Genomic DNA, 24833 nt, shown 5'->3' on the forward strand with positions numbered 1-24833 from the left:
TGCTCAACCGTGGGCGTTTTTTAAAACCTTGCTATTTGATATGAACTTTGAATTATCGCCGTAATTCTTCAGAAGGAACGGAAGCAAGAAAGAAAAGTGCTGCTCTTCCTATTGGCAGAAAGACCTTCATGTAACATGGGAAAAGATCTTCTCTTGGAAATTTCCGGAGGCACTCACTTTTGTGAACAGCCTTTGTTTACTCTACTACCTCTAATTCGACATCGATATTTCCGCGTGTTGCTTTGGAGTACGGGCAGAAATCATGGGCCTTGTGGACAAGGTCCTCAAGGGTACCGCGGTCGACACCCGTTCCTTTCACTTGCAGCTTCACTGCCAGTTTAAAGCCTTGGTCTTCTTCGTCTTTCAGGAGACTCACATTGGCTGTCACTTCAGAATCGAAATTCACTTTTGCTTTTTTGGCGATCAATTGAAGAGCCCCATCGAAACAAGCGGAATATCCGGCAGCGAATAACTGCTCAGGATTTGTTGCTTCGGGCAGCTCTTTTTTTCTTGGCGTTCCTGGCATTGCTAATTGTAAGTTGATGTTTCCTTCAGATGATTCCACACGTCCTTCGCGGCCGCCTACTGCTGAAACAGATGTAGTGAATACTTTCTCTGACATATAAACATTCTCCTTTATAAGTGGATTTTTGGACTGTCGTTTGCTATGTGGCTTTAGTGCATTAACGCACCGGGGGACTGTCCCTCACTGCGGTAGTGTGGTAAAGGTTCTCTTGGTTAGTTTAGACTCCTAGAGGAACTTTAAACCTTTTGGAGCGTATTGAAGAGGTTTTTGCTAATTACCAGTGAATTCTGACTTTATTTTTTCTGAGAGATTAGCATTGAAATATACTTGAAAGATTATATAATTGTTTTTACCAGAAATACATTTGTGTGCGTGCAAAGAAAATATTATTTGCGAGCGAGAAGCGGAAATGATTTTTTCACAATCGAGGAGGGGTGGAAAATGAGATATATAATGAAGATGTGGGGGCGGCTAAGCCTTGTGAAGCAGATCATCATAGGGTTGATTAGTGGGATCCTCCTTGCTTTGATGATACCTGAGGCGGCAAAGCCGCTATCGATTTTGGGTACATTGTTTGTAGGTGCGTTGAAAGCCATTGCTCCTGTACTGGTCCTGTTTTTGGTGATGTCGGCAATCGTTCAGCATAAACGAGGCAGTCAGACGAATATGAAATCTATCATTCTTTTGTATTTGCTGGGAACTTTTTTGGCAGGGGTGACAGCGGTCTTTGTCAGCTTTATTTTCCCTGTGAGTTTGACTCTGTCTGAAGGAGCGGAAGGCATGACGGCTCCCGGGGGTGTGGCCGAGGTCCTGGAATCCCTGCTGTTGAATATTGTTGATAATCCATTTAATGCAGTGGCCAATGCGAACTATATTGGAATTTTGGCATGGGCTGTCCTGCTTGGGTTGGCGTTAAAAAATGCAGGAGATTCAACGAAGGGAGTTATTGCTAACTTTTCGGAAGCTGTTTCCAAGATTGTGACGTGGGTCATCAAGTTTGCTCCGTTAGGAATCATGGGACTGGTCATCGAGTCGGTTAGTTCGACTGGGATCGAAGGGCTTTTAAGCTATGGGAAACTGCTTGCCGTTTTGATCGGCTGCATGGTGCTGGTTGCCTTGGTGATCAATCCGGTCATTGTATTTCTGCTTATGAGAAAAAATCCTTATCCGCTTGTGTTCATCTGTTTGAAAGAAAGCGGGATCACAGCCTTTTTCACGCGCAGTTCAGCGGCCAATATTCCGGTCAACATGAGGGTGTGTGAGAAGCTGGGATTGAATAAGGATAGCTATTCCGTGTCGATTCCACTTGGGGCGACCATCAATATGACGGGGGCGGCGGTGACCATTACAGTGCTGACGCTTGCCGCCGTTCATACACTTGGTATTGCTGTCGATATTCCGACGGCGATTATCCTCAGTGTGGTGGCAGCCCTTTCTGCCTGCGGTGCTTCAGGAGTGGCTGGCGGCTCGTTGTTATTGATTCCGCTGGCATGCGGCTTATTCGGGATCCCGGCTGATGTCGCGATGCAGGTGGTCGGCGTCGGCTTTATCATCGGGGTGTTGCAGGATTCATTTGAAACAGCGCTGAATTCATCAACGGATGTGCTGTTCACAGCAGCCAGTGAGTTTAAAGAGTGGAAGAAGGAAGGCAAAGAGATAAAGATTAAGAAGGAAGTTGCATGAAGGATGAGGGACAACGATGAATCTATGAAAATATTAACCGGGAAGCTGGAAGAGGTTAAAGTGAACGTGAACACACCGGATATCGTTGTGACTTCCAATCCGGGCTGTTTAATCCAAATGACGCATGGCATCAACCATTATGGAAAAGACCAGACGGAATCCATACATCTAGTGGAACGATTGGCGAGAGCATGCGGAATACATGCAGGTGACTGAGGTGCTTTATAACAGATCCTGGCTGTCGAGAGAGAGTTTCTTGACAGTCTTTTTCTTTACCGCATTAACGCATGTGGGGACAGCACGGGTGTTGATTAGCTATATTTTTCCAGATGATTGAAACAGACTTCCCCTTCTTCCCAACCGTGATTTGATTGCGCAACTTACCTCTACAGGTAGGGTGCGTGCCAGGTAACGGCGAGTAAATTCAATGAAAGTGTAATCATACAAGATGGCCCACTCTTCTTTTGTATCATTATAAATACTGCGTAATATAAAATAACTGATAAGAGTGCCAAATACTTGGCTATAAACAGCGTTGGGGGAAAATCCAAACAGGTTGGAAAGGTCCAGATTTCCTTTTACCCAACGGAAAAATAACTCGATTTGCCAACGAAGCTTATAGATATAAGCAATGTCTTCTGGAGACATCATCATAAGGTTCGTCGCCACTCTTATTTGGTTCCCCTCGTTGTCCGTGAATGTAACTAGTCTGAAGCGATCCTCTGTCTTTCGGGAACCTTTTCCAATAAAGGCTGTCATGTCTTTTTTAATACGGCCTTCAGTTTCAAGTGATACACTGTGTTCCTTCTCTTCCGAGAGGGAGAAGAACTTAGCCACTCTAATGACAAAGTACTGTTCACGGTCATGTAAACACTGAAAGTCACTTGTTCTTGCATATCCTCTGTCAGCGGTGATGATGGAGAGTGGCTCTGGATCTTCATAGAGTTTGGGTGCCACCATGACATCGTGATGCCGTCCAGTTGTCTGGACTACTTGAGTAGGCTGACCTTCCTCCACATCGTATTTTGTATGAAGACGAATAGCGTGGCGGGTACGGGTGTAACCCGCCCAACACATGTCTGGGTGTTGGAAAGTGATCGTGGTGGAGTCAACGGCAAATAGCTTATAGGGTTTAAATAGGGCGCGACGGACTCTTCGTCCTAAGCGCTTAACGATACGGGAGAATAATTCTTGTAGAATTTGATAAGGAACTCTTTGGGCTTTTTTGGCGAGGGTAGAATGATCAACGGAAGGTAAACTTTCTTCCTTTGGCAATTTGGTCTCGGCATCTCGAAATCCTTCCCATTTTTTCGCAGAAGAAATAACAAAAAAATGTATCAAATCGTGGGCAGATAACTTCCTAGCTTTGTCTTCATAGCCCCATTTCTCACAAAGATTTGCCACTTCTTCATCCGTAATAATGGTTTGAAGGATTTCAGAAAGTTTGTTAAAGTTAGTCAATGAAACCACTCCCTTTTTGTGTTGTTAGCGGTAACAATCATTTTAAAAGAGAGTGGTTTTTTTTGTCTAATGAAACCGTTTATTTTACATATTATGGTTAATCAACACCCGTGGTGGGGACAGTCCCCACATGCGTTAATGTGGTAAAGTGTTTTATACTATAAAGAGAGAAGGAAGGTGATAAGGTGAAACCGGATCTGAAGGACATTGTTTCGAAGAGCATTTTGACACCGGGAAAAGGGGCGATTGATAACTTTACTCATTCGCTGAACCCGTATGCGGGCTGCGCTTTCGGCTGCAAGTATTGCTATGTGAGGCAGATGCCGATCTCGTTGTTTCGTGAACAGGAGTGGGGGACGTGGATTGATATCAAAACCAATGCCGCGGAAGTTTTGCGAAAAGACCTCATCAAAGCAAAGAAGAAAGGGCCAGTGACCTTGTTCATGTCTTCCTCCACCGATCCTTATCAGCCTATTGAGCATGAAACCTTGCTGACGCGGAGTCTCCTGAAGGTAATGTTAGAGATCCAGCCGGATTTCATTCATTTACAAACCAGATCCCCATTGGTAAAGAGGGACATCGACCTTTTTAAACAATTCAACGACAAGATACGGGTATCAATGACGATTGAAACGGATAAAGAAGAGGTTAGAAAGGCATTTTCGCCGTCTGCCCCTCCGATTCCAGCCCGGATGAAAGCCTTAAAAGAGATAACAGATGCAGGCATCATGACACAGGCGACGATTGCACCGCTGCTGCCATGCACAAGGGAGTTCCCAGCCAAGCTGAAAGAACTTGCGAACCGGATAACCATTGATGATTTCTGGATGGGCGATGGCACTGGCGGCAGGAGGACAAGCAAGCTGGGAGTGGAAGAAATTTACCGGCAGCTTGGACTTGAAAAATGGTACAATCCAACCGCTTACAAGGTCGTCCTGAAAATGCTGAGGGAAGAGCTTCAAGGAAGTGGAATCCCTATAGGTGTTTCTAAAAGTGGGTTCAGCCCGAGCTAAGCACAAGAAAGGACTATTCTATGCTGTATGAATTTAAGATAAAGATAGACCAAAACCAAGTGGATGATCTCATTGAAAAAATAAGCAGCAAGGGGCTGTACAATTTTTACTATGAACAGCCGATTGAAGTCATCACCTTTTCGAACGGATATGAGTTTAAGGAAGCGGAAGAAGAGATGATCGATTTTAACCTATATTTTGAAGATAGCGAAATGGCAGATTTTCCTGAAGATGGACTTGCGGTTATCCACGAAACTGCTGGTATTCCCGTGGACTTGATAACCTATTCACCAGTGAGAGAAGACATACCGGAAGCGGAGTTTGAAGACATTGAACTGAATGATGAGTGGGTAATCGGCTATTCCGGAAACGTGCAGGATCATAATGGAAAAAAGGTATTGAGGTTTGAACCACAGGCTGCATTTGGCACGGGTCTTCACGAAACAACGCAGGACTGCCTGCGGATCATCATTGATCATGATTTTACAGGTGAGAGAGTGCTTGACCTTGGAACTGGCTCCGGAATCCTGGCAATCGGTGCACTGTTAAAAGGAGCCTCCCATGTAACCGCGATCGATTATGAGCCGGTGGAGAGAGAAGTTCTATATAACGCTGGGTTGAACGGGGTTGAAGAGAAGATCGAGGTGCTGCAAAAAGATGTAATCGACGGTGATGATCGGATAAACGGAATCTACGACTGGATCTTTATCAATATAGGCGGTGATGAGGCCTTGCATATACTTATGAGGCATTCGCTCCTGGAAAAAAGCCGCCGGTTTGTGGTGTCCGGACTTGTTGAGTGGCATATCGACGGAGTAGAAACGGTTTTTGAGCAAGCCGGGTTTGAAAGAATGAACTATAGGCAGACAAACGAATGGGTGACGATGGAATATAGGAAAAAGTAAGAGGCTTTGGACTTTACGCAATTTTGATGCTGGGTAGTGCATGTATTAAAAAGAGGTTCCGGCCATTGAGAATCAGAATTTTGGTTGGAACTGACTGGAAGAGGGGTTGAATGGGCTGTTGAGATTCGAGAGTTTAGTAGATGGTGGCCCAAAAGTGGGTAAATGGGCCAATGGGAATCGGAAATTCGGTTGACGATGGTCTAAAAAATGCTTAAATGGGCCGTTGAGAAGCAGGGGTTTGGCCAAAGCTGGCCCGAAAAGCGGTAAAATGGGCCGTTGAGATTCGAGAGTTCAGTAGATGGTGGCCTAAAAGCGTGTAAGTGGCCAATGGGAATCGGAAATTCGGTTGACGATGGCCCAAAAAATGCTTAAATGGGCCGTTGAGAAGCAGGGGTTTGGCCAAAGCTGGCCCAAAAAGTGGTTGAATGGGCTGTTGAGATTCGAGAGTTCAGTAGATGGTGGCCTAAAAAGCGTGTAAATGGGCCAATGGGAAACGGAAATTCGGTTGACGATGGCCCAAAAAATGCTTAAATGGGCCGTTGAGGTTCGAGAATTCAGTAAATGCCGGCCCGAAAGCGATCTGTTTTACGTTTGCTGATCTTGAAGTCTAGTGATTTATGTTTTTTAAAAAAATGAAGGATAGAAACGGCCCTTTTACCAGAAGAGGGCCGTTTTTTTGATTATGCTGTTTACGTAGATTGAGACTTTCGGAAAAATCCCAAGAGCTGGATCTTCCCCCTGGAGACTGGGATTTTCGTCTCTGAACAAGGAGAGAAACTCTTTACTAGCTTCCCGTGATTTTTAGATGGGTGATGGCCGTATTTCTTGTTAAATAGCAACAAAGGAAAAGAAGCACCGTTGAGTAAACAGGAGGTACCTTGGCGCCTCTTGCACTAAGCAAAGATGGACCAGCTGTTTTTCTCCGCAACTCTCACCATTTCCTGTTTTGGATTGACCAGGATTGGATGGGTCACATAATGCAGTAAAGGGATGTCGGCTTCGCTATCCGCATAAGCCCAAATTTCTTTAGCGGGTTTCTCTGCCAAATGCTGTTGTTGATTCATCCATTCCTGCAAGATTTTCACTTTTGCATCTCCATTGATAATTTCTCCGATTTCACCTGTGCAGCGGCCGTTGTGATCAAATAGTAAGTTTGTGCTAAGGACATGGACGTCCAGGCTGAGGTCTTTTATAAAAGCTTTCAGGAACGGCTGGAGCGCACCGGATAAAACAATGACCGTATCTCCATTGTGTTGGTGTTCCTGAATTTTGAGAACCAGCTCACGATGGACCTCGGCTTTTCCGAGCTCAACCAGCTCCCGGAAAAAGAGATCTAATTCTTCCGTGGATTTTCCTCTGAATGTCTTGGCGAACGCCTTGAAAAATTCATGCTTGAATTTCGTTTTTCCTTTGAGGGCACCAGCAGCAGAAGCTTTCCCCAAACCTGCAGCCACTATGGCCCATTGCTTTGCAGTAAATTGTCTTTGTCCCATTTGGAACATCGCTTTAAAAGAGTTCCCTTGATAGAGCGTTCCATCAAAATCTACAGTGACAATTGCCAAAACAGAACACCTCGCTTTTTAAGCAAGTATAGGATAGTTGGCATGAATTGTAAATGAACAGGAGGGACCAAATGGACAAAGGGGAAGGCAGCTTTAGTGCTTTAAAGTGGTAAGGGGGACTGTCCCTTTTAGTTTATTAACGCATTAACGCGGTCGGGGACTGTCCCCGGCCGCGTTAATGCGCTAAAGCCTCTTATGCTTCATAGGTGATCAGGAACTTACAGTGATGGTTTCCTTCGGTTTTGCAGGTGACTCGTTTGACTTGGTCTGTGCCGAGGACATTTTTGAACATTTCCGTTTCACACTTGCAGGCTGTTTTGAAATTGTTGGCGATCGCCATGATGGGACAGTTGTATTCAATCAATTCAAAGGTAGTGTCATCAATCTGGTTTGCCTTTGCCATATAGCCTTTATCATTCTGGATTTTCTCTATCTCTTGTATTTTTTCAAGGTGGCTGCTTTTCTTCTGCACCTGTTCTTTATATTGGGAGGTCAGTCGCCGTTCCCTCTTTTTAAACAGTGTTTCAACTGATTCTTCACCAAAGGAATCCTTGATATCCTGCAGGAATTCGACACTGATTCCTTCGTAATTCTTCGGAAACAGCCGGTCGCCTTTTTCCGTCAATGCATAGCGGTATAGCGGCCTGCCCTTGGACTGTTTGATCTCGACAGAATGGAGGAGCCCGTCTTTTACCATGATATTCAGATGCTTCCGGATCGCCATATGGGTAATTCCCAGCTCTTCGATCAAGTCGTTTACGGTCAGGGACACTTCCTTTTTCAGCAAATCGAGTATTTTGTCTTTGGTTGTTTTCACTACAGCAGTCAAAACGGAACACCTCAATTCGATTAATAAGATCAATTCTGTATAAAGAAGTAATTATACTATGAAGTATATAAAATAAAAAGATAGTAGAAAATGCCCGCCACTCTTAAGCAAAAAAATTGCTTTCAGCAGTGGCATAGATTAATCTTGTACTATATTAATTATACTTTTTGGTATAAAAAGTTTCAAACTTACTTAGGAGGAATTGATTATGTCTATTTTCACACTACCTGAACTGCCTTATGGCTTTGATGCATTGGAGCCGCATATTGACCAGAAGACGATGGAAATCCATCATGGGAAACATCATCAAGCTTATGTCGACAAACTGAATGCCGCTTTGGAAGGCAAAGAAGAACTGCAATCAAAATCCCTGGAAGAGCTTCTCGGCAATCTGGAAACTGTACCGGAAACTATTCGCACCGCAGTCAGAAATAATGGAGGCGGACACTTGAACCACAGCCTGTTCTGGACTGTGATTGCTCCTGCAAAAGAAAACAATGAACCTGCTGGAGACCTAAAAGAAGCAGTCGACAAAGCGTTTGGCAGCTTTGATGGATTCAAAAAAGAATTTGCGCAAGCAGCCGCAACCCGCTTCGGGTCTGGATGGGCCTGGCTGATCGTCAATGCAGATGGAGAGCTTGAAGTGACAAGCACGCTGAACCAGGATAACCCGGTCATGGACGGCCAGACAGCGATCCTGGGGCTTGATGTTTGGGAACATGCTTACTACCTGAACTATCAAAACAGAAGACCGGATTATATTGAAAGCTTCTTCACCATCATTAACTGGGATGCTGTCGCCAGAAACTACGAAGCTGCTCAAAACAACTAAAATGCTCTGGATAAGGTGCCTTTTCGGGGGTGCCTTATTCTATGGGGAATTTTCTGTGTTCTACAAACTACCAATGAACGAGGTATGCGGTACTGCGGCTTCAGCGGGCATTCATTGATCATATCGAAAAAGCATGCCGCCAGAATAGGTTTGGGAACATGAAGTCGCTTAAAACAAAGAGAGTATGCCGTCAGAGGCCGGTTTTGGGAACGTGAAACCGCCCATAACGAAGAGAACATGCAGTCTGTAAGCCGGCACGAGTCGTTTGAACGGCTCTAGGAAAGAAGCATTTGTCCCAAATCAATCCTCCTTGCTGAAACAGCCCGCAAAATCCCCAAAGGCTATGCCGTCTTCAGCTTCAGCCTGGATTCGGCAATGATAAGAATACGGAGACAGCAGGAATGGCCAGTTTTACAGGCAAAACAATAGTAGTAGAAGAAAAAGAACCTGCCGTTTTGACTTTAAATCACATCCCGGTCGCGAAATTGTTTACCCGTTTTATGACCAAGACGTGACTTTTCCATCTATGGCTGGATTCCCGAGCTGGGAAGGAGCTTATCGGGAAATGCAAAGAGTCTGCCGATCTATTTTACTTTGAAGGCGGGCAGCCGTTTTACGCAGGGACCAAGTATGGGAACGACTTTTATCTGGATGATGAGGATATCATTCCAAAATTGGAAAGCCTATTAAAAGAAGATGTTAGGCTGACGGTTAATGAGGAAAAAAAGAAAGAAGGAGGGATCATGGTGGAAAAATATCGTATTGATCAAAGCAAAGGACTGGAGTTTGGAATATATACGCTGGGAGACCACCTTCCGGATCCAAATACAGGAGAGAGAATTCCGGTACAGCAGCGTTTACAAGACATCATCGAGTATGCAAAGCTGGCAGACCAGGCGGGCCTTGACTTCTTCAGTGTCGGGGAAAGCCACCAGGATTACTTTGCGACTCAGGCACACACGGTCGTTTTGTCTGCCATCGCACAGGCAACGAAGAATATCAAAATCGGGAGTTCTTCCACAATTATCAGCACATCCGATCCTGTCCGGGTTTATGAAGACTTCGCGACCATCGATCTCATTTCAGGGGGAAGGGCGGAAATCATTGCCGGCCGTGCGTCCAGAGTGGGGCTTTTCGAATTACTCGGATATGATTTGAGAAACTATGAGGAATTATATGAGGAAAAATTCGATCTTCTGATGAAAATCAATCAGGAAGAAGTGGTGAACTGGAGCGGTGAGTTCCGGGCGCCGCTGCGAAATGCGAAGGTGCTTCCGCGTCCAGTTGGAGGGTCCATGCCGGTGTGGCGGGCCGTTGGCGGGACCCCGGCGAGCGCCATCAAAGCCGGTTATGCAGGTGCGCCGATGTTCATGGCTCACTTAGGGGGACCGGCATCCGTCTTTAAACGGACCGTTGATGCTTACCGTGAAGCTGCCCGGAGTAAAGGCTTTGATCCTGCTGAGCTGCCGGTTGCCACGGCTGGATTCTTTTATGCAGCTGAAACATCACAGCAGGCGTTGAAAGATTTGTATCCTCATATTAATGAGGGCATGAAGAAGACAAATGGTGCAGGCTTCCCGAAACAGCATTTTGCACAAGGGATCGACCCTCATAACATCATGAATATCGGTAGTCCGCAGGAGATCATTGAAAAAATCCTTTATCAACACGAGACATTCAACCATCAGCGGTACATCGCCCAAATTGATTTCGGCGGCATGCCGTTTGATAAGTTAATGAAAAATATTGATATCATCGGTACGGAGATTTTACCGGCGATACGAAAGTATACTGCGAAAAAATAGGAGGGACGCCAATATGAAGGTGGTTGGATTATCAGGGTCAAAGGTCGGTTCCAAAACAAGGACAGCAATGAATTATACAGTAGAGTCTCTTAAAGAGAACTATCCTGATGCAGAAGTGGAATTGCTCGACCTTGCCGATTATGACATTCAGTTCAGTGATGGACGGAACTATCTGGAATATGACGGAGACACAGGGTTTGTGACCAAAACACTGATGGAAGCAGATGCCATCATTATCGGGACTCCGGTGTTCCAGGCATCCATCCCGGCTACGTTAAAAAACATCTTTGACCTGCTGCCGCAAAATGCATTCCGGGATAAAGTGGTCAGCATGATTGTGACTGCTGGTTCATCCAAGCATTATTTGATTGCCGAGCAGCAGATCAAGCCGATTTTGGCCTATATGAAAGCGCAGATCGTCCAGACATATGTCTTTATCGAAGAGGCAGATTTCCATCTCAAAGAAATTACCAGCGATGATGTCCGGTTCAGGATTGACCGGCTGGTGGAAGATACGGTTATGTTAACGGAGACCTTTGCGGCTATCCGTGAGAAGAAAGAAGCAGAATACAATTTTTAAATCCAAAAAGGAGGCCGTGGCCTCCTTTTTTCTTTAACGCACTAAAGCGGTGGGGGACAGTCCCCCACCGCTTTATTGCGTTAAAGAAACCTGTATAATATTTCTTTTTTATCCACTAATTTAATTTAATATTATAAATTTTCAGTATATTTATTCGTTTTTGTCTTATTTGTAATGTTTCGCACATAGAGTAGTACTAATTATTTTGTCACAAAAAGAAAATAACAAAGCTGAGGTGACTTAGTTGGCTCAAAACGGATTACTGGATGTGAAAGGGTTAAAAACGTATTTTCATTTGGAAGACAAGATGGTGGCTAAGGCGGTCGATGGTGTTGACTTTTCAATAAAGCCGGGTGAAACGGTTGCTCTGGTAGGGGAATCAGGCAGCGGAAAGAGCATCACTTCTCTATCAATCATGAAGCTGGTCGGAAAGCCAGGGAAAATTCAGGAGGGGGAGATTGTCTTCGGGGACAGGGATCTCGTCCAATTGACTGATAAGCAAATGTCAAAAGTCCGGGGCAGGGAGATCGCCATGATATTCCAGGAACCCATGACAGCTTTGAATCCTGTTTTTACTATCGGGAACCAAATCGTCGAAACCCTGGTCAGGCATAAGAAAATACCAACAGCACAAGCCCGCCGGCATGCGGTTGAGCTGTTGAGACTCTGTGGGTTTCCGAGAGCAGAGGAGACAATGCGCGAGTATCCGCATCAGCTTTCGGGGGGGATGCGCCAACGGGCGATGATTGCGATGGCCATCTCATGTGATCCTAAGCTTTTGATTGCGGATGAACCGACTACAGCCCTTGATGTCACGATACAGGCCCAGGTCCTGGATCTGATCGATGAAATGAAAAAGAAGTTTAATATGGCGGTTCTTTTAATCACGCATGATTTAGGGGTAGTAGCTGAATATGCAGATAGAGTGATGGTCATGTATGGAGGACAGATTGTGGAAGAAACCGACGCAGAAACCATTTTTGAAGATCCGAAGCATCCGTATACGACCGGCTTACTAGAAAGTCTGCCAAGCCTGGAGAAGGACGTGGACCGGCTAGGGGCCATTAAGGGCACCGTTCCCCCTGCGCATCTCTTTCCGGATGGCTGCCGCTTTGCGGACCGCTGCCCGTCGGTTATGGAAAAGTGCCGAAATGCCAATCCGGACCTAATCCAGACAGAGGCTGGCCGCAAGGTTCGCTGCTATCTATATGAATAGGGGGGAAGTGTGTGAAGACAGATCACGAATATATCTTGGAAGCTAAAAATATAAAAAAATACTTTCCTATTAAAGGGGGAGTTTTGAAAAAAACGGTCGGCCAGGTCAAGGCAGTGGACGATGTCTCTCTTTCTATTATTAAAGGTGAGACCCTTGGAGTCGTGGGGGAGTCCGGGTCAGGCAAGTCGACGTTAGGCCGGGTGATCCTCCGCCTGCTTCAGCAGACAGAGGGGCAGATCATTTTTGAAGAAAAAGACATCACCGGTTTGGGGGCAAGAAAGCTCCGCCCTTATAGAAGGGATATGCAGATCGTCTTTCAGGATCCATTTGCTTCCCTAAACCCCAAAATGAGCGTAGAGGAATTAATAGAAGAGCCGTTGATTGTCCAAACCTCTTTGAAAAAGAAAGAAAGAAAAGAACGAATCATCTCCCTTCTTCAAAAAGTGGGCCTCCGTCCTGATGACAGATTGAAGTATCCCCATGAATTTTCAGGCGGGCAAAGGCAGCGCATCAGCATTGCAAGGGCACTTGCCCTCAATCCGAAGTTCATTATTTGTGATGAGCCTGTATCGGCCCTGGATGTGTCGATCCAGGCCCAGGTACTGAACCTTATGGCAGACCTGCAGGAAGAATTCGGCCACACGTATCTGTTCATTGCGCATGATCTCAGTGTGGTTAAGCATATTAGCGACCGTGTTGCCGTTATGTACCTTGGAAGGATTGCTGAAATTGCCCCCAAGAAAAAAGTATATGAGACACCGCTGCACCCCTATACACAGGCGTTATTATCATCGGTTCCTTCTATAGAAAGCAGGAAAAACCGTAAAAAAATCATATTGACAGGGGACCTGCCGAGCCCTTCCGATCCGCCATCCGGCTGTGCATTCAGGACGAGATGCCCCAAGGCACATGAAAGGTGTACCCTTGACAGGCCGGAATTGACCGATGTTGGAGGCGGCCATCATGTTGCCTGCCACTTATACGATGAAAAGGTGTAGAAGTACAGATTGTAAGGAGGTGATGCCCCCCTGATCTGGTTGACCGATAACTCTTTTTCTAAAAATTATAAGGGGTGAAGAAGTTTGGTGAAAAAGAAAAGTTGGCTGCTCATGCTTGTGACTGTATTGATTCTTGGAATGCTTGCTGCCTGCAGCAATTCTTCAAACAATAATGAAGAAGCTGAAAATGAAGGCGATGGAGAAACGAAATCCGGCGGTACTGTGACAGGTGCGATGGATACTGCACCTACAGGTCTGTTTAATCCGATCTTCTATACGGAAGCGTATGAGGCGAACATTCTTTCTTTGACTCATGAAGGGTTGGTCAGCCAGAATACAGAGCTTGAGTTTGTTCCGAACCTTGCAACCGAGTGGGAAGCAAACGATGATAATACCGAATATACGTTTACGTTGAAAGAAGGCGTTAAGTGGCATGATGGAGAAGATTTCACTGCAGATGACGTTGTGTTCACTTATAAGACCCTTTCAAGCCCCGGTTATGTAGAGGCTGGAGGCGTGCGTACAAACTATGTGGAAAGATTGGCAGGATATGAGGATTTCTCCACTGGAAAAACGCAGGAGTTCCAAGGTGTTGTCAAAGTAGATGATCAAACAGTCAAGTTTGTTTTTGCCCAGCCAAACGTTCTTGCTTTACCTGACGCAAGCTTTTCCATTATCCCTGAACATAAATTTGCGGATGTGCCTGTTCCCGAAATCCCTGAGCATGCCGCTTCCCGTGATCCTAATGAAGTGGTCGGCACCGGACCATTCAAATTCACGGAGATGGTGGAAGGTGAGCAGTACGTCATGACAAAAAATGAGGAGTACTGGCAAGGAGAACCAAAGCTTGAGAGGGTGGTCTGGAAAGTGGTCGACCAGTCTGTCATCCTTGGCTTGCTTGAAAATGGAGAGATTGATTTTGTAGCGGATCCTAATGGTTTCCAGGCAGCTGACTACGAGACAGTCGATGCGATGGAACATGTGGAAATTATTGAACAGCCGGATTTCGGGTATCAAATTATGGGGATGGTGCATAATCATCGGGCCAAGGGCGATACCACCATTTCACCTGACAAATGGACGGAAAATGAAAAGCTATCAGATCCGAATGTCCGCCAGGCGATTGCCTATGCGATTGACCGACAGGCGATCATCAACGGCTTGCTGTTTGGACGCGGAGCGATTCAAAATTCACCTATCGCAACACAGTTCTGGGCGTATGATGACACAAATCCGAATCAATATGATTTTGATGCGGAAAAAGCTAAGTCCCTTCTGGATGAAGCGGGTTATGTTGATAAAGATGGAGACGGATTCCGTGAAGATCCACAAGGGGACGAATGGGTGCTTAATTTGAACTACCCTACAGGCAACCAAATCCGTGAACGTTCGGCTCCGATCATTGAAGAGTTCCTTGAAGCGGTGGGGATCAATATCGACCTTCGCCAGCCAAAGGAAGCAGCTGCATACTTTGAAGACTTGGAGCTGAACAGCCAGGACTGGGATCTATACCTGATCGGCTGGAGCTTGGGCAGTACCGATCCGGATCCAAGCGGACTTTGGTCATCAACAGCCGGTTATAACTACTCCCGCTGGAACAACCCTGAAGCGGATCAACTGCTGAAGGATGCCTTCACTCCTCCAGATGCATTTGACCAGGAATACCGTAAAAAAGTTTACAGCGAATGGCAGGTTAAATATGCGGAAGATCTTCCAGCTGTCATTCTTTATGCGCAAAACAGCTTATGGGCCCATAACAAGCGCCTGCAAGGGATCGAAGTGCTTCCATATTCCTTCTTGAGCAATGCTCACAACTGGTATGTAACAGAGTAGAAAGATATCTGAACACATAAGAAAAGAGCGTTCGGTATGACGCACGCTCTTTTCTTTTATTCAAAGAATCCGAAGCCTTATGAGCGGACTGATATATCTTTTACAAAGGCTATTTTTCATAAAAGTTGTTGCTATTTGATAATAATTCCGAAAGAAAGTGGAGTAATGAACCGGAAAAACCCCTGTTTAGCAAGAGAGTAAAGTGCTTCTCTCTTCGTTCTGAGCGAAAAACGTAGTATGCAGGGGTAAATCCGGCTTCTGGGATTTTTCCGGAAGCAAAAATATATGCGAAAACAGCCTTTACAAAAAAGTTTGTGAATCCAAACCAGTTGCTTAAATAGAAAGAATGGAGGGGGAACGTTGTACCAGTACATCTTGCGGCGAATTCTAATTTTCATCCCGATGCTAATTGCCCTGACAATGGTCGTATTTCTCATGCTGAAAATGGCTCCCGGTGATCCGATTGCCGGCCGGTTGATGGACCCTAATATTGATCCAAAGGTGTTGGAACAGCAGCGGGAAGCACTGGGGTTGAATGATCCGGTCCATATCCAATACGTGAATTGGGTTACGAAGGTGGCACAGGGGGACTTTGGAAAATCATTCATTTATAAAGGGCGGGACGTCAGTGATTTGATTTCAGACCGTATCGCGAACACTCTTCAGCTCGGACTGTTTTCCTTATTCATCACCATTGCGGTGGGAATCCCGATTGGTATTTATTCTGCAAGGAATCCTTATTCCCTGCTCGATTATGGAGCCACTACATTCGGCTTCCTCGGGCTGGCGATCCCGAACTTCTTTTTCGGGCTGGTGGCCATTTATGTATTCTCCATTACGCTGGGCTGGTTTCCTTCGCAGGGATCCGTTTCGACCCCGGGTCTGACAGGTCTGGAGCTATGGGTCGATAAACTGCATCATCTCGTGCTTCCCGGCATCACCCTTGGCCTGGCTGGTACAGCGACGTATATGAGGTACATGAGGTCGGAAGTGCTGGACGTTCTGGGGAGTGACTATATCAGGACGGCTAAAGCAAAAGGAATGACGGAGAACAGCGTCTTATATAAACATACATTGCGGAATGCGATGATTCCGATTATTACTCTTCTTGGTTTTGAAATCGGCGCGCTGCTGAGCGGTGCGATCATCACGGAGGGTGTGTTCCAATACCCAGGATTGGGGACTTTGTTCATCAATTCCATCAGTAACCGGGATTATCCGGTCATCATGGCCATCAATCTGATGCTCGGTGTCTTTATTTTGGTGGGGAATCTGCTGGCAGACATATTCTACAGTATTGTTGACCCAAGAATCCGCTATGAATGAGGTGATGAAATGCAGATCAATCCACAAGAAACGACCGCAGGATCCAATCCTGAAATGCACCCGCAGAACAAAGTCAAAAAAGGAAGGACACCTTTCCAGATTGCCCTTAGCCGGTTCATGAAAAATAAACTGGCGGTGAGCGGTGTGGTCATCCTTCTTCTGGTTGTATTGATGGTGGTCTTTGCCCCGCTGTTCACGGACCACAGCCCGACGAAGTCCAATCTGATGATGGTCGAACGTCCGCCAAGTGCAGAGAATCCGTTCGGGACTGACAGCTCGGGACGCGATGTTCTTTCCCGTTTTTTATATGGAGGAAGGATATCGCTTATAGTCGGGTTCAGCGCCATGGTGTTCACCCTGCTGATCGGCGTGACCTTGGGATCGATTGCAGGATATTATGGCGGTAAAATTGACAATGTAATTATGCGCGCGACGGATATGATGCTGGTGTTGCCTTTTTTGGTCATCATTTTGACGGTAATGGCGATTTTGGACAAAGTCACTATTGGGATTTTTGTCGCGATCATTGCCTTGACGTCCTGGCCGAATCTGACCCGGATCATCCGGGGGGCCTACCTCTCGCTCAGGGAACAGGAATTCATCCAGGGTGCCAAAGCCATTGGGTCCAGCGATATCCGGATCATCTTTAAGCATTTTATTCCGAATGCGATAGGACCGATTGTGGTGAATGCTTCGTTGATGATGGCAACATATATCATTGTGGAATCGGCGTTGAGTTTCATCGGATTCGGGATTCCGCAGCCCACGCCGACATGGGGCAATATGATTTCAGAGGCACAGAGCCTGCGTATCCTGCGGAACAGCCCGGCTGCCTGGATTCCGCCTGGACTGGCAATCCTCACAACCGTCTTATGCATCAACTTCATCGGGGACGGCCTGCGTGATGCCTTCGATCCGAAAAGCAACAGACGGTAGAAAAGAACCTGCTGCACCCGGCAGGTTCTTTTCTTTACCGCATTAACGCAGCGGGGGACAGTCCCCCGCTGCGTTAACGCGGTGAAGTAACAGGGGACTGTCCCCTGTTACGACGACGCGTTAATCCGCCAAAGCAAATACTGCCCCAGTTGTTGCAGGGGTTTCTTGCATTATGGACGAGGGCTGCCGGCGAATACTGTCAGTTCGACCTCTCAGGCAGCCAGTCAGCAAGGAATGTCGGCAGCCCGTTTCCTTTGACAGCTAGGGTGGTGTGTCCCCCTGTTACAGGATAATAGGTTTTGTCCTTGCTTGAAACAACATCAACCAAGCCTTTGCTCAGCACATCCGGCACGAGTCGGTCGTGTTTTCCTGCGACCACTAGAAGTTTGGATTGGATGTTGGAAGGAGCAGCTTTCTTCCCTCGGATCGTCAGGGTGCCTTTCATGAATTTATTCTCTTTGACAATATCATTTCCGAGCTGCACCATGGCAGCGCCGGAGAATCCGACATGATCATTTGTCCAGTTATTGAACCTTCTCCAGCCGGCAACATATTCTTTATCGTATGCTTTATTTAAAAGGGACAGGTAGTGGCTGAAGTAAATGGGAGAGCTGGCAGCACGGAGACCGATCTTCATCAGTTTTGGGGAAACGGCTCCGTTGATTTTCATCAGGTCTGTGCTTTCAATATCGTTTTCCCTTATATATTCCACCCATTGATCAAATTTTGGAGAAGCTGTAAAGTCAATCGGCGCTACAAAGATTCCCAGGTTACGGATCGGCTCTTCTGCGACAGACGCATAGATGGCAGCCAAGGTACCGCCGACACAATACCCGATGACCGTGATTTCGTCTGCACCGGAGTGGGAAAGGGCTCTTCGGACCGCCCTTTGGATATAGTCGATAACATAATCATCCAGCGTAATGCCTTGATCCTCATAGCCGGGCGAGCCGAATTCCAGCAGATAGACCTCGAATCCATTCTCAACGAAAGACTCGATCATGCTTGCGCCGGGTGCCATATCAAGAACATATGCTTTATTGACAAGAGAATAAACGAGAAACAGGGGTACCTTATACTTCTTCTTAGAGGAAGGATAGTACCAGAGTGTCGCCTTATTCTTTTTCCATACAACCGTTCTCGGAGTTGGACCGACTTCCGGATCGGGATCGGTCCAGACACTGAAAAAACCTTTCCAGCGTTCAATCTCCTTTTGAGAATCAAACTCCGCGTTATTCATCATTCTTTTTCCTTTGAAGCAGGTCGAGGAGCTTGAATAAATCGTCATTCCCAAGCTTTTCAGAGCTGAATGCCGGAGTGGCCATCTGCTCTTTCAGTGAACCCGCTGCCATCTCTTTTAAAGTTTCGAGTCTTTTCAATCTTTCTTGAATCGATTTTTCCCATCGTTCCGGTACGTCCTTAGGGGACTCGGAGGCAGAAGAACTCTTGGCTGTTGATGGTTGGACAGCTTCACTGTTCAATCGCTTGACGGTTTCAGTCAGTTCTTCAACCTGGTCGCTCAGCCTATCGACCTTTTCCTCTACTTGGATGACCAGTTTTGCAATGTTCGCTAAATCTTGCTTGGTGGGGACGTTCAAGTGAGGTGAAGCCGTCTCATGTACTTCCTGCAGCAAGTCTGTCAGCTTGTTCTGGGCATTTTTAAAAACAGAGGCCGCGGCAGCAAACTCTTTTTTGTTCAGATACTTATGAATATAGTCGTTGAGATGGGTTTCCAGCTGAAAGCCGGCATTTCGCAGCGCTTCGTACAAATCAGATGAATTTTTTTCTTTTGACATACTGACTCTTCCTTTCTAGTAAAAAGTACTTTCTGCTGAGGCTTCCTTTTTATAGAAACTTTAAATAGCCTCCATTTATTATAAACAAGCTGTAACTTCCCTGTTCCAAAATTGATGGTTCTGCCTGAGCCTCTTTACAGTAAGAATGTACAGCTAGGGACAAGTACCGCCTCGTACTGGAATACAGCTGCATACACTATTGAATCTTGCAAAAAGGAGAGTCAGAGAATCATGAGAGAAAGAGATGTGGAAGAAATCTTCAAACTATATGGGCATTCCCATATGTATGGCAAACTTAAAAATAAACTGAAGCTTTCCAGCCTGCTGGATGATGAGAGCAGCGAATTACTGGAATCATTCTTCTCTTCCTATGATTTCGGCCAGGGAACGACCATGAGGTATGAGGAGTTTGAATTCCATTTTCGGGTGTTCCGGATGCTGGAAAGGCGTGAAATATTACCGGAAATTTATTAAGAGGGAAAATCGAGACAGGAGTGCCAGCCTGTCTCGATTCTATTTACCGCTTTGGAAAAGGATTTTCTTCTCTTATGATAGAATGGTTTCATGTGAGCGATTTTTTTACCAAGCGGGGAGGAAAAGAAATGCAGATAGAGGAAGGCTTTATTGAAGTAACAGGCGGAAAGGTCTGGTATCAACTACATAACAAAGAATCGAAGAATACACCCGTCATCATTTTGCACGGAGGTCCCGGGTCTTCCCATTATTCCATGCAGGGACTGAGGGTTCTTGCTGAAGTGCGCCCTGTCATCTTCTATGATCAGTTGGGATGCGGAAAGTCAGATCGCCCGGATGACAAGGCTTTATGGACCATCGACCGGTTCGTGGAGGAATTAGGCCAGGTGAAGGAGGGACTGGAGCTTGGTGAATTCCATATCCTCGGCCACTCTTGGGGAACAACCCTGGCGGCTGCCTATTATATGGCCAAACCAGAGGGAGTCAAGAGCATCATTTTCTCAAGTCCATGCTTAAGCGCACCGATGTGGGCGGAGGATCAGGAGAAAAACCGTGAACTGCTGCCAGCAGACGTACAGGAAGCACTTAAGAGAAATGAAGAAAATGGCACAACCGATTCGTATGAGTATAAGAAAGCGACGGAGGTGTTCAATAAGCACTTTGTCTGCAGGCTGGATCCTTATCCGGAGTTCCTGAAAAAAGGCAGGGAATTCAGAGGACCGGAAGTTTACAGTCATATGTGGGGGCCGTCTGAATTTCATGTGACGGGCAACTTGAAAAGCTTTGACTGCACAGGTCAACTGAAGGATTTCAAAGTGCCGACCCTGTACACTTGCGGGCGCTTTGATGAAGCGACCCCTAAATCGACGGAATACTTCAGCTCCCTGACACCGAACGGAAAATTCCATGTATTTGAGAAGAGTGCCCATATGCCTTATGTTGAAGAGACAGAAGAGTATATGCAGGTGATGGGTGAGTTTTTGAAGAGTGTGGAATAAAGGAAGTTGGAACTCCAGCCTTAATGGGATGCTCTATTGATAGATCACAGGGGTTTATATATGGACATTAAAAAGAGATGAAATCTCAACTCGGGAAGTATCGTCCATATAGGCGGAATTATTGGACGATATTTTATAAAAGGGGAAATTATCAACTTGGAACTTACATCCATTGAAGGCCCCCTTCATTAAGGACACAATAAAAAACGGGAAGCAGCCCAGCTGTTTCCCGTTTTTTGTTTTTACCCTTTTTTGGGCGGCGGGGTATTGTGCAGAGAAGCTGGTGCAGGTTCGAGCTCCAGCGGGCCGCCGACAATTTTAGGATGATCGACATATTCAAATTGTTTGCCGTCGGGGCTTGCGCCTGTTGCCCAGCTTCCCTCGCTGCTTTCTTCGCCCTCGGAGTAGTTGAATAATTGATGGGAGAACCCGTCAGCTTCCTTGTCCTCTTTGACAGTGGTAGGGACGATGATGCCGCCTTCCTCTTCAGCCAGTTCCTGAAGAGCTGCAATCCATTGATTCTGGTGCATCGTGTCACGTGCAATCAGATAGGAAAGCATCTCTTTGACTCCAGGATCGTCCGTCATTTCATAAAGACGGGCAGCCTGCAGGCGTCCTTGAGATTCTGCATTCAGATTGGCACGGAAATCAGCCATCAGGTTCCCGCTCGCAATAATGTAATCTGCAGTCCAGCGGTTCCCGTTACTGTCAGCAGGCATGGCACCCATTCCTGCCACGATGGCATGCTGCGGGTTCATTCCGCCAAGCACCGCCTCAATCACGGGATCATTTGCGGCTTTTTCCTGTTCTTCAACAGGAGCACCGTCCAATAATCTCGCCACCATGGTAGCCAAGAGCTCCACGTGGCCGATTTCTTCTGTTCCTGTATCCATGATTAAATCTTTATATTTTTCATGCTTTCCTCTCGTATTCCAGCCTTGGAATAAATACTGCATGAAGATGGTCATTTCACCATATTGGCCGCCAATCAATTCCTGTAATTTTTTTGCAAATAAGGGGTCGGACTTTTGCGGTTTTGCATCAAATACCAATTGCTTTCTGTGTAAAAACGCCACTAATGTTAACCACCTTTCAAATTAGTAGGATAATTGTGTACGCTTTTTTCTTTCCACCATTGCTCGGAAGCTAAACCAGAATTACGAAAAAGTGTATAGAGGTTGAAATTTGTCCTTTTTCATCCAGAGGTGGGTGCAGATTTGGCTGGAACCTTGGCAAAAAGAGAGGAGAGAGTGTGAGGGAATTCCAGCCAGATTACAGAGCATTTCCTCTGTAACTGGGCCGGAGTTCGATCGGGGGAGATCAGTAGTCAAGTAGTCGATGGCCCATTTGGTCAATAAATGGGCCGGTATCCCATTGGAGATGAGTAGTCAATGGCCCATTTGGTCGGTAAATGGACCGGTATCCTATTGGAGATGAGTAGTCGATGGCCCATTTGGTCAATAATTGGACCGGTATCCCATTGGAGATGAGTAGTCGATGGCATATTTGGTCGGTAAATGGGACCGGTATCCCATCGGAGATGAGTAGTCGATGGCCCATTTGGTCGTTAAATGGGCCGGTATCCCATCACCGGTCAATCTTTGTTGGAAATCGAGGCAGAATAGACCATAAAAGGGGGGAACGAGTCACGAAACGGAGTAAATCGGGACCCCCTAGCCGAGTTAAGGCTGCGAAGAGTTGCGAAAGAGAGTGAATCGAGACAAAAGAGGAAGGTAGGAAGCGGAGGGAGTCGCGATTATGAAAGAATCGGGACACCCCGCCGAGCAAAAGCTGGAAAGGAGTCGCGAAAGGGAGTGAATCGAGACAGAAGAGGAAGGTAGGAAGCGAAGGGAGTCGCGATTATGAAAGAATCGGGACACCCCGCCGAGCAAAAGCTGGAAAGGAGTCGCGAAAGGGAGTGAATCGAGACAGAAGAGGAAGGTAGGAAGCGAAGGGAGTCGCGATTATGAAAGAATCGGGACACCCCGCCGAGCAAAAGCTGGAAAGGAGTCGCGAAAGGGAGTGAATCGAGACAGAAGAGGAAGGTAGGAAGCGGAGGGAGTCGCGATTACGAGAGAATCGGGACAGCCCGCCGAGTAAAAGCTGGGAAGGAGTCGCGAAAGGGAGTGAATCGAGACAGAAGAGGAAGGTAGGAAGCGGAGGGAGTCGCGAAAGGAAGTGAATCGAGACAGAAGAGGAAGGTAGGAAGCGAAGGGAGTCGCGATTACGAGAGAATCGGGACAGCCCGCCGAGTAAAAGCTGGAAAGGAGTCGCGAAAGGAAGTGAATCGAGACAGAAGAGGAAGGTAGGAAGCGAAGGGAGTCGCGATAATGAGAGAATCGGGACTCCCTAGCCGAGTAAAAGCCGGAAACGAGTCGCGAAACGGAGTGAAGCGTAACGCGGAAGAGTGCAAGAAGGCGGCAGTCTCATCACAGAACTCCAAGCAAAAAGGCCATGCAAAAAAACAGCGCCTGCTCAAAGGAAGCAGACGACTGTTCGTCATTGTTAGTTTCTGATTGTTTTTAAAGCGCCGCTCCAAGATTCCACTTCATCGAGCATTGCATTCACATTTGTGAAGTGAAGCTCTTGAGGCTTGAATTCTGACCCGTTTTCAAAGTCAGTAAATAGAGACAAAGTTGGATGAGTGCGGACATCGGCTACTTTTACCTCCGCTAGGATTCCGCGAAGGTGTTCTGCTGCACGCGCTCCGCCTGTTGAACCATAGCTCACGATTCCAGCTGCTTTGTTGTACCATGCTTCACGTGCGAAATCGATGGCATTTTTCAGTGCTCCTGTGATGCTGTGGTTATATTCCTGGACGATGAAGACAAAACCGTCAAGACTTGCAAGTTTTCCATTCCAAGCTGCAATTCCTGGTTCTGTTCCGTCTGTTGTTCCTAGGAACGGCAGGTTGTATTCGGCGATATCGACGATTTCATAGTTTACATTTTCACGGCCGTCCGCGATTCCTTTAAGCCATTCCCCTACCTGTGGACTAACGCGTCCTTCACGTGTGCTTCCTAAGATGATTCCGATGTTTAGTTTTTCATTTGTCATTGTTGTTTCCTCCTCAATTTGTTTTCCGAATAATTTTTTTAAATTCCACATAGGGGTTCACTTCCTGCATTAAATTTCTAGATGTATCCGGTTGCCGGAAGGATCTTCTGTCACAAAATCTTCTGTTACCGGGGCATTGATGTGTTTAAGCTGGAGAACAATTTCGTCCCGTTTTTCCTCATTTGGCAGGATCAGTGTATAGGATTTCAGCCCGCTGCTGTTCTCTGCAGGGGGAGGTGCCCCGACGCCATTCCATGTGTTCAATCCGATGTGGTGATGATACCCGCCTGTTGAGATGAACAGCGCCTGATTTCCGTACCGGCAGACCACGTCAAAGCCAAGTCCGTTTTTATAAAATTCTTCGGTCTTGCTGAGCTCGGATACATGCAGGTGGATATGGCCCATGACGGTATCAGCAGGGAGTCCCTTCCATGGATGTTCCCTTTTCATGGATAAAAGGTCTTGAAAGTCCAAAGGATCGACAGCCATGTCCACCTCTCCGTTATTCCAGGTCCAACCCGAAGAAGGGCGGTCTGCATAGATTTCAATCCCGTTTCCATCCGGATCGGAGAAATATAACGCTTCACTGACAAGGTGGTCGGATGATCCGAAGCGCAGCCCGATATCAGCAAAGTGCTGGACAATGTTCGCTAAATCTGAGCGTTCTGGCAGAAGGAGGGCAAAGTGATACAACCCGGTTGTTCTGCCAGTATTGGCGATAGTGTATTCGGGCTGCTCAAGTATCAGCAGGGGTGTTCTTCCGTCAGCAGTCAGGCTGGCGGTTCTTTCAGTCTGCTTCAATACATGGAACCCGATCGTTTCCTTATAAAAACGTAATGAACGTTCGAGATTCTGGACTTTCAAATGAACTTTCCCGACAAAGGTCAGGGGCTTTTGATGAAAATTCATGGAGGCACCTCCTTGTTGATACAATTTATTATTAAGTTACTTTATGTAACTGATTATATTTTAGGAACTTAATTACGTCAAGTACCTTTTTGAA

Annotated in this window: 24 protein-coding genes; 15 read left to right on the plus strand and 9 right to left on the minus strand. The window is 46.4% G+C overall.

Features of this window, described 5'->3' with window-relative positions; all coding sequences use genetic code 11:
- Positions 1-196: 196 nt before the first annotated feature.
- A complete protein-coding gene (locus AC4E8A_RS03475; RefSeq protein ID WP_490196821.1) occupies positions 197-622 on the minus strand; it encodes an organic hydroperoxide resistance protein in 426 nt (141 codons plus the stop codon).
- Positions 623-967: 345 nt separating this feature from the next.
- Between AC4E8A_RS03475 and sstT the strand changes: the two genes are divergently transcribed.
- Together sstT and AC4E8A_RS03485 are read left to right on the plus strand one after the other, a co-directional pair.
- The gene (gene sstT, locus AC4E8A_RS03480) at positions 968-2209 is read left to right on the plus strand and encodes a serine/threonine transporter SstT (protein WP_490196823.1); all 1242 of its coding nucleotides are present in this window, start codon (positions 968-970) and stop codon (positions 2207-2209) included.
- Between the two features lie 3 nt (positions 2210-2212).
- On the plus strand, positions 2213-2425 hold the full coding sequence (locus AC4E8A_RS03485) for a hypothetical protein (RefSeq protein WP_490196824.1): 213 nt from the start codon (positions 2213-2215) through the stop codon (positions 2423-2425).
- A gap of 99 nt (positions 2426-2524) precedes the next feature.
- Here the strand turns inward: AC4E8A_RS03485 and AC4E8A_RS03490 are convergent, their stop codons facing one another.
- The gene (locus tag AC4E8A_RS03490) at positions 2525-3670 is read right to left on the minus strand and encodes an IS4 family transposase (protein ID WP_490195193.1); all 1146 of its coding nucleotides are present in this window, start codon (positions 3668-3670) and stop codon (positions 2525-2527) included.
- A gap of 185 nt (positions 3671-3855) precedes the next feature.
- On the opposite strand from AC4E8A_RS03490, the gene AC4E8A_RS03495 reads away from it, so the two are divergent.
- Both AC4E8A_RS03495 and AC4E8A_RS03500 read left to right on the plus strand, forming a co-directional pair.
- Positions 3856-4683, plus strand: coding sequence for an SPL family radical SAM protein (locus tag AC4E8A_RS03495; RefSeq protein ID WP_490196826.1), 828 nt, complete (start codon positions 3856-3858; stop codon positions 4681-4683).
- A gap of 20 nt (positions 4684-4703) precedes the next feature.
- Positions 4704-5588 carry a 50S ribosomal protein L11 methyltransferase gene (locus AC4E8A_RS03500; RefSeq protein ID WP_490196827.1) on the plus strand — a complete coding sequence of 295 codons (885 nt, stop codon included), beginning with the start codon at positions 4704-4706 and terminating at the stop codon, positions 5586-5588.
- Positions 5589-6481: 893 nt separating this feature from the next.
- On the opposite strand, the gene AC4E8A_RS03505 is transcribed toward AC4E8A_RS03500, so the two are convergent.
- Entirely contained in the window at positions 6482-7150 is a 669-nt protein-coding gene (locus AC4E8A_RS03505; protein ID WP_490196828.1) for an HAD family hydrolase, read from the minus strand.
- 193 nt (positions 7151-7343) lie between these two features.
- A complete protein-coding gene (locus AC4E8A_RS03510) occupies positions 7344-7979 on the minus strand; it encodes a helix-turn-helix transcriptional regulator (RefSeq protein WP_490196829.1) in 636 nt (211 codons plus the stop codon).
- A 208-nt stretch (positions 7980-8187) separates the two neighbouring features.
- Here AC4E8A_RS03510 and AC4E8A_RS03515 point away from each other — a divergent pair, with 208 nt between their 5' ends.
- From AC4E8A_RS03515 to opp4C, 8 genes are all read left to right on the plus strand, one after another.
- Positions 8188-8811, plus strand: a complete 624-nt coding sequence (locus AC4E8A_RS03515) for a superoxide dismutase (protein ID WP_490196830.1) — start codon at positions 8188-8190, stop codon at positions 8809-8811.
- A gap of 746 nt (positions 8812-9557) precedes the next feature.
- Entirely contained in the window at positions 9558-10616 is a 1059-nt protein-coding gene (locus AC4E8A_RS03520) for an LLM class flavin-dependent oxidoreductase (protein WP_490198759.1), read from the plus strand.
- A 13-nt stretch (positions 10617-10629) separates the two neighbouring features.
- Entirely contained in the window at positions 10630-11196 is a 567-nt protein-coding gene (locus AC4E8A_RS03525) for an NADPH-dependent FMN reductase (RefSeq protein ID WP_490196831.1), read from the plus strand.
- 244 nt (positions 11197-11440) lie between these two features.
- Positions 11441-12412: an ABC transporter ATP-binding protein gene (locus tag AC4E8A_RS03530; protein WP_490196832.1), complete on the plus strand. Its 972-nt coding sequence runs from the start codon at positions 11441-11443 to the stop codon at positions 12410-12412.
- Positions 12413-12423: 11 nt separating this feature from the next.
- The gene (locus tag AC4E8A_RS03535) at positions 12424-13410 is read left to right on the plus strand and encodes an ABC transporter ATP-binding protein (protein ID WP_490196833.1); all 987 of its coding nucleotides are present in this window, start codon (positions 12424-12426) and stop codon (positions 13408-13410) included.
- Between the two features lie 87 nt (positions 13411-13497).
- A complete protein-coding gene (locus AC4E8A_RS03540; protein ID WP_490196834.1) occupies positions 13498-15243 on the plus strand; it encodes a peptide-binding protein in 1746 nt (581 codons plus the stop codon).
- Positions 15244-15603: 360 nt separating this feature from the next.
- Positions 15604-16569 carry an ABC transporter permease gene (locus AC4E8A_RS03545; protein ID WP_490196836.1) on the plus strand — a complete coding sequence of 322 codons (966 nt, stop codon included), beginning with the start codon at positions 15604-15606 and terminating at the stop codon, positions 16567-16569.
- A gap of 9 nt (positions 16570-16578) precedes the next feature.
- A complete protein-coding gene (gene opp4C, locus AC4E8A_RS03550) occupies positions 16579-17505 on the plus strand; it encodes an oligopeptide ABC transporter permease (RefSeq protein WP_490196837.1) in 927 nt (308 codons plus the stop codon).
- Between the two features lie 199 nt (positions 17506-17704).
- Here opp4C and AC4E8A_RS03555 read toward each other — a convergent pair whose 3' ends face one another.
- Together AC4E8A_RS03555 and AC4E8A_RS03560 are read right to left on the minus strand one after the other, a co-directional pair.
- Complete coding sequence (locus AC4E8A_RS03555; RefSeq protein WP_490196838.1) at positions 17705-18748, minus strand: alpha/beta fold hydrolase; 1044 nt, start codon at positions 18746-18748, stop codon at positions 17705-17707.
- On the minus strand, positions 18738-19301 hold the full coding sequence (locus AC4E8A_RS03560; RefSeq protein WP_490196839.1) for a hypothetical protein: 564 nt from the start codon (positions 19299-19301) through the stop codon (positions 18738-18740). Before AC4E8A_RS03560 ends, AC4E8A_RS03555 begins: the two co-directional genes overlap by 11 nt.
- A 231-nt stretch (positions 19302-19532) precedes the next feature.
- Between AC4E8A_RS03560 and AC4E8A_RS03565 the strand changes: the two genes are divergently transcribed.
- Together AC4E8A_RS03565 and AC4E8A_RS03570 are read left to right on the plus strand one after the other, a co-directional pair.
- The gene (locus tag AC4E8A_RS03565; RefSeq protein WP_490196840.1) at positions 19533-19775 is read left to right on the plus strand and encodes a hypothetical protein; all 243 of its coding nucleotides are present in this window, start codon (positions 19533-19535) and stop codon (positions 19773-19775) included.
- 128 nt (positions 19776-19903) lie between these two features.
- The gene (locus AC4E8A_RS03570; RefSeq protein ID WP_490196841.1) at positions 19904-20773 is read left to right on the plus strand and encodes a proline iminopeptidase-family hydrolase; all 870 of its coding nucleotides are present in this window, start codon (positions 19904-19906) and stop codon (positions 20771-20773) included.
- Between the two features lie 242 nt (positions 20774-21015).
- Here the strand turns inward: AC4E8A_RS03570 and AC4E8A_RS03575 are convergent, their stop codons facing one another.
- On the minus strand, positions 21016-21849 hold the full coding sequence (locus tag AC4E8A_RS03575) for a manganese catalase (RefSeq protein ID WP_490196842.1): 834 nt from the start codon (positions 21847-21849) through the stop codon (positions 21016-21018).
- 1254 nt (positions 21850-23103) lie between these two features.
- On the opposite strand from AC4E8A_RS03575, the gene AC4E8A_RS03580 reads away from it, so the two are divergent.
- Positions 23104-23289, plus strand: a complete 186-nt coding sequence (locus AC4E8A_RS03580; RefSeq protein WP_490196844.1) for a hypothetical protein — start codon at positions 23104-23106, stop codon at positions 23287-23289.
- Here the strand turns inward: AC4E8A_RS03580 and AC4E8A_RS03585 are convergent.
- Together AC4E8A_RS03585 and AC4E8A_RS03590 are read right to left on the minus strand one after the other, a co-directional pair.
- Positions 23279-23830, minus strand: a complete 552-nt coding sequence (locus tag AC4E8A_RS03585; protein ID WP_490196846.1) for an NADPH-dependent FMN reductase — start codon at positions 23828-23830, stop codon at positions 23279-23281. The genes AC4E8A_RS03580 and AC4E8A_RS03585 overlap by 11 nt on opposite strands.
- A gap of 69 nt (positions 23831-23899) precedes the next feature.
- Positions 23900-24739 carry a VOC family protein gene (locus AC4E8A_RS03590; protein ID WP_490196848.1) on the minus strand — a complete coding sequence of 280 codons (840 nt, stop codon included), beginning with the start codon at positions 24737-24739 and terminating at the stop codon, positions 23900-23902.
- Between the last annotated feature and the right edge of the window lie 94 nt (positions 24740-24833).

The organism is Bacillus sp. SRL337, from assembly GCF_984799155.1.

Coding starts and splice junctions, on each gene's coding strand:
- AC4E8A_RS03475 (WP_490196821.1), bottom strand. CDS start 622: ATGTCAGAGAAAGTATTCACTACATCTGTTTCAGCAGTAGGCGGCCGC.
- sstT (WP_490196823.1), top strand. CDS start 968: ATGAGATATATAATGAAGATGTGGGGGCGGCTAAGCCTTGTGAAGCAG.
- AC4E8A_RS03485 (WP_490196824.1), top strand. CDS start 2,213: ATGAGGGACAACGATGAATCTATGAAAATATTAACCGGGAAGCTGGAA.
- AC4E8A_RS03500 (WP_490196827.1), top strand. CDS start 4,704: ATGCTGTATGAATTTAAGATAAAGATAGACCAAAACCAAGTGGATGAT.
- AC4E8A_RS03515 (WP_490196830.1), top strand. CDS start 8,188: ATGTCTATTTTCACACTACCTGAACTGCCTTATGGCTTTGATGCATTG.
- AC4E8A_RS03525 (WP_490196831.1), top strand. CDS start 10,630: ATGAAGGTGGTTGGATTATCAGGGTCAAAGGTCGGTTCCAAAACAAGG.
- opp4C (WP_490196837.1), top strand. CDS start 16,579: ATGCAGATCAATCCACAAGAAACGACCGCAGGATCCAATCCTGAAATG.
- AC4E8A_RS03555 (WP_490196838.1), bottom strand. CDS start 18,748: ATGATGAATAACGCGGAGTTTGATTCTCAAAAGGAGATTGAACGCTGG.
- AC4E8A_RS03560 (WP_490196839.1), bottom strand. CDS start 19,301: ATGTCAAAAGAAAAAAATTCATCTGATTTGTACGAAGCGCTGCGAAAT.
- AC4E8A_RS03565 (WP_490196840.1), top strand. CDS start 19,533: ATGAGAGAAAGAGATGTGGAAGAAATCTTCAAACTATATGGGCATTCC.
- AC4E8A_RS03570 (WP_490196841.1), top strand. CDS start 19,904: ATGCAGATAGAGGAAGGCTTTATTGAAGTAACAGGCGGAAAGGTCTGG.
- AC4E8A_RS03580 (WP_490196844.1), top strand. CDS start 23,104: ATGAGAGAATCGGGACTCCCTAGCCGAGTAAAAGCCGGAAACGAGTCG.
- AC4E8A_RS03585 (WP_490196846.1), bottom strand. CDS start 23,830: ATGACAAATGAAAAACTAAACATCGGAATCATCTTAGGAAGCACACGT.
- AC4E8A_RS03590 (WP_490196848.1), bottom strand. CDS start 24,739: ATGAATTTTCATCAAAAGCCCCTGACCTTTGTCGGGAAAGTTCATTTG.